General features: G+C 72.2%; 1 protein-coding gene and 1 pseudogene. Both read left to right on the top strand.

Annotated elements, in window-relative coordinates; translation table 11 throughout:
• Positions 1-257 precede the first annotated feature (257 nt).
• Positions 258-3,089: a DNA translocase FtsK gene (locus tag ACK4UM_RS20825; RefSeq protein WP_409802954.1), complete on the top strand. Its 2,832-nt coding sequence runs from the start codon at positions 258-260 to the stop codon at positions 3,087-3,089.
• A 177-nt stretch (positions 3,090-3,266) separates the two neighbouring features.
• Positions 3,267-3,545, top strand: a pseudogene (locus tag ACK4UM_RS20830) (outer membrane lipoprotein carrier protein LolA); the annotation flags it as partial.

Here is a 3,545-nt window from a genome sequence, read left to right on the forward strand (position 1 = left end):
CCTTACGTACGGAGCACTACGACGACGCCCCTTCGCGCCTTCGGCGCGAATGACCCCATCCGACCCGTCGGCTTCGCCGCCGGGCCACCTTCCCCTGAGGGGAAGGAGAGGCGCGGCGCCTCTGCTTCGCGTGCACTCCGCAATCCGGACCAGACAGCCCCCCCTTCCCGCCCGCGGGCGCCCTTGGTTAAGCGTCCCTTAACTCGCCTCTTCCTATGCTTCGGGCCGAGCCCACACGCGAGAAGAATGCCGGACTCATGCCCACACGACGCCGTGCCGTCTCCCCTGCCGAGGAACTCAAGGATGCGCTGCGCGCCTTCCTGCGCCGGCGCGCGGCCGAGATCGGCGGGATGGCGCTCGTCGCCTTCGCGCTGGCGACGACGCTCGCGCTCGCGACCTGGTCGGTCTCCGATCCGAGCCTGAACCACGCGACCGACGGGGCGGTGCAGAACCTGCTCGGCTTCCCCGGCGCGGTGCTCGCGGACCTCGTGATGCAGCTCGTCGGGCTCGGTTCGGTGGCGATCCTCGTGCCGCTCGCGATCTGGGGTTGGCAGCTCATCCGGCACGGGGACCTGCCGCGGATCGCGCTGCGGCTGACGCTGCTCGTGGTGGGCGCGGGCGCGGCGACCGCGGTCGCGGCCTCCTTCCCGATCTCCGCCCGCTGGCCGCTGCCGACGGGGCTCGGCGGCGTGAGCGGGGACGCGCTCGTCGGCGCGGCGCGCACGCTGACGGGAGCGGCGGGCGGATTCGGCGCCACGATCGTCGGGATCGTCTTCGCGGCGATCGCCATCGTGAGCATCAGCGCCGCCTGCGGTCTGTCGGCGGCCGAGCACGACGAGGACGAGGAGGCCTACGAGCCGGCCCCTCCGCCGCGCCGCCGCGGCCCCGTCGATCTGGAGGATCTCGACGATACGCGCAGCGACGAGGAGCCCGGGCGCCTGATCGTCTGGCTCGGCGCCGTGGCGCACGCGGCGATCAGCGCCCGCACGGGCCTGCGGCGCGGGCTCGGCCTCGTCCGCAACGCCATGTTCGCGCCGCGCGACGACGATTTCGCCTATGCCGCCCCATCCCGCCGCGAGCCCGTGCTCGACGACGGCTACGCGCCGCGCCGCCCGGCGCCGCCCGCGCGCCGCGCTTCCCTCGAGCCGTCCCGCGAGGCCGCCTACGAGCGGGGCTACGAGCCGGGCTACGACCGCGGCCCCGTCTCCGCCGCGACGCCCTTCGCCGACGAATACGCGGACGAGGCGGACGATTCCTACGATCCGCCGCCGCCGCCCCCGGCGCGCCGGCCCCGCCCGGCCGAGCCCGCCCCGCAGCGCCCGCAGGAGCGCGCTCCCGAGCAGCCGCCCCGTCCCGCCCGCGCCCGCGTGCCCGAGCCCGAGCCGATCGAGGAGGACGTCTACGACGACGATCCGCCCTTCGACCCCGATCCGGAGCCCGCCTCGACGCGCGTGCAGATGCCCAAGGAGACGCTCAAGCCCGGAAAGCGCATCGCGCGCGAGGCGCAGCCGAACTTTCTCGACCAGCCGGAATACGAATTGCCGCCGCTCGCGCTCCTCGCCGAGCCCAAGCGCGCCGCCCAGCCGGCCGTCTCGGCGGACGCGCTCGAGCAGAACGCGACGCTCCTCGAATCGACGCTCGAGGATTTCGGCGTGCGCGGCGAGATCATCAACGTGCGCCCCGGCCCCGTCGTCACGCTCTACGAGCTCGAGCCCGCGCCCGGCACCAAGTCGAGCCGCGTGATCTCGCTCGCCGACGACATCGCCCGCTCGATGTCCGCCGTCTCCGCCCGCGTCGCGGTGGTGCCGGGCCGCAACGCGATCGGCATCGAATTGCCGAACGTGAAGCGCGAGACCGTCTATCTGCGCGAGCTCCTCGCGAGCCACGATTTCGAAGCCTCGAAGCAGAAGCTCGCTCTGTGCCTCGGCAAGACCATCGGCGGCGAGCCGGTGATCGCGGACCTCGCCAAGATGCCGCACCTGCTCGTTGCCGGCACCACCGGCTCGGGCAAGTCGGTGGCGATCAACACCATGATCCTGTCGCTGCTCTATCGGCATACGCCCGAGCAGTGCCGGCTCATCATGGTCGATCCGAAGATGCTGGAATTGTCGATCTACGACGGCATCCCGCACCTCCTCACCCCCGTCGTCACCGACCCGAAGAAGGCCGTCGTCGCCCTCAAATGGGCGGTGCGCGAGATGGAGGACCGCTATCGCAAGATGTCGAAGGTCGGCGTGCGCAACATCGACGGCTTCAACGCCCGCGTCGTCGAGGCGGCCGCCCGCGGCGAGGTGATCACGCGCCAGATCCAGACCGGATTCGACCGCGACACCGGCGAGCCGACCTACGAGGAGGAGGAGATGGATCTCGCTCCCCTCCCCTACATCGTCGTCATCGTCGACGAGATGGCCGACCTGATGATGGTGGCTGGCAAGGAGATCGAGGGCGCGATCCAGCGCCTCGCCCAGATGGCCCGCGCGGCGGGCATCCACATCGTGATGGCGACGCAGCGCCCCTCGGTCGACGTCATCACCGGCACGATCAAGGCGAACTTCCCCACCCGCATCTCCTTCCAGGTCACCTCGAAGATCGACAGCCGCACGATCCTCGGCGAGATGGGCGCCGAGCAGCTCCTGGGCCAAGGCGACATGCTCTACATGGCGGGCGGAGGGCGAATCACCCGCGTGCACGGGCCCTTCGTGTCGGACGACGAGGTCGAGAAGGTCGTCCAGCACCTCAAGCGCCAGGGGCGGCCGGCTTATCTCGAGGCCGTCACCAGCGAGGACGACGGCGCGGGCGCGGCGGCTCTGCTCGAGGAGGACGGCGCGGTCTTCGACAAGGGCTCCTTCGGCGAGCCGGGCGGGGACCTCTACGACCAGGCGGTCTCGGTCGTGCTGCGCGACAAGAAGGCCTCGACCTCCTACATCCAGCGCCGCCTCCAGATCGGCTACAACCGCGCCGCCTCGATCATGGAGCGGATGGAGCGCGAGGGGATCGTCGGCCCGGCGAATCACGCCGGCAAGCGCGAGATCCTCAACGATCGCGGCGGCGGCGGCGGAAGCGGCGCCGGCGAGGACGACGAGGATTGATCGGGGCACGATCCGCTCCCCGCGCGGATTTGGCCCGGGAACCGCAGCCTCGGGGCCGCGGTTTCGCCACAGCACCCGCCTAAGGGAGGGTCGCGGGTTCGACGAGCAGGGCCCGTAATGTCGAGTCCGCGTGATCGAGGAGTGACGATGGTTTCGCGCCGCCCGAGCCAATCCCTCATGAGAGCCGCCGCCGCCGGCACGCTCGCGAGCGTGATCGCGCTCGGCACCGCCACGCCGGCGTCAGCCTTCCTGAACTTCTTTAACCGCGAGCGTCAGGCCGAGCCCGCGCCGGCGCCGGTCGAGATCGTGCCCGAGGCGATGGTCCCGCAGGCGGTCGCGCCGCAGCCGAGCGGCCCGCGGCCGATGACGGGCCTGCGGCTGCCGCCGCCGCGCCCGGCGGGGCTCGCGGTCGCCGCCGCGCCGCCCGCCGCCCTGCCTGCCGCTCCGGCGCCGAGC

The sequence above is a fragment of the Salinarimonas sp. genome (assembly GCF_046292825.1).
Taxonomy (GTDB): Bacteria; Pseudomonadota; Alphaproteobacteria; order Rhizobiales; family Beijerinckiaceae; genus Salinarimonas.

Bases quoted from the DNA above. Each gene is read 5' to 3' on its own strand.
- ACK4UM_RS20825 (WP_409802954.1), top strand. From the start codon at position 258: ATGCCCACACGACGCCGTGCCGTCTCCCCTGCCGAGGAACTCAAGGAT.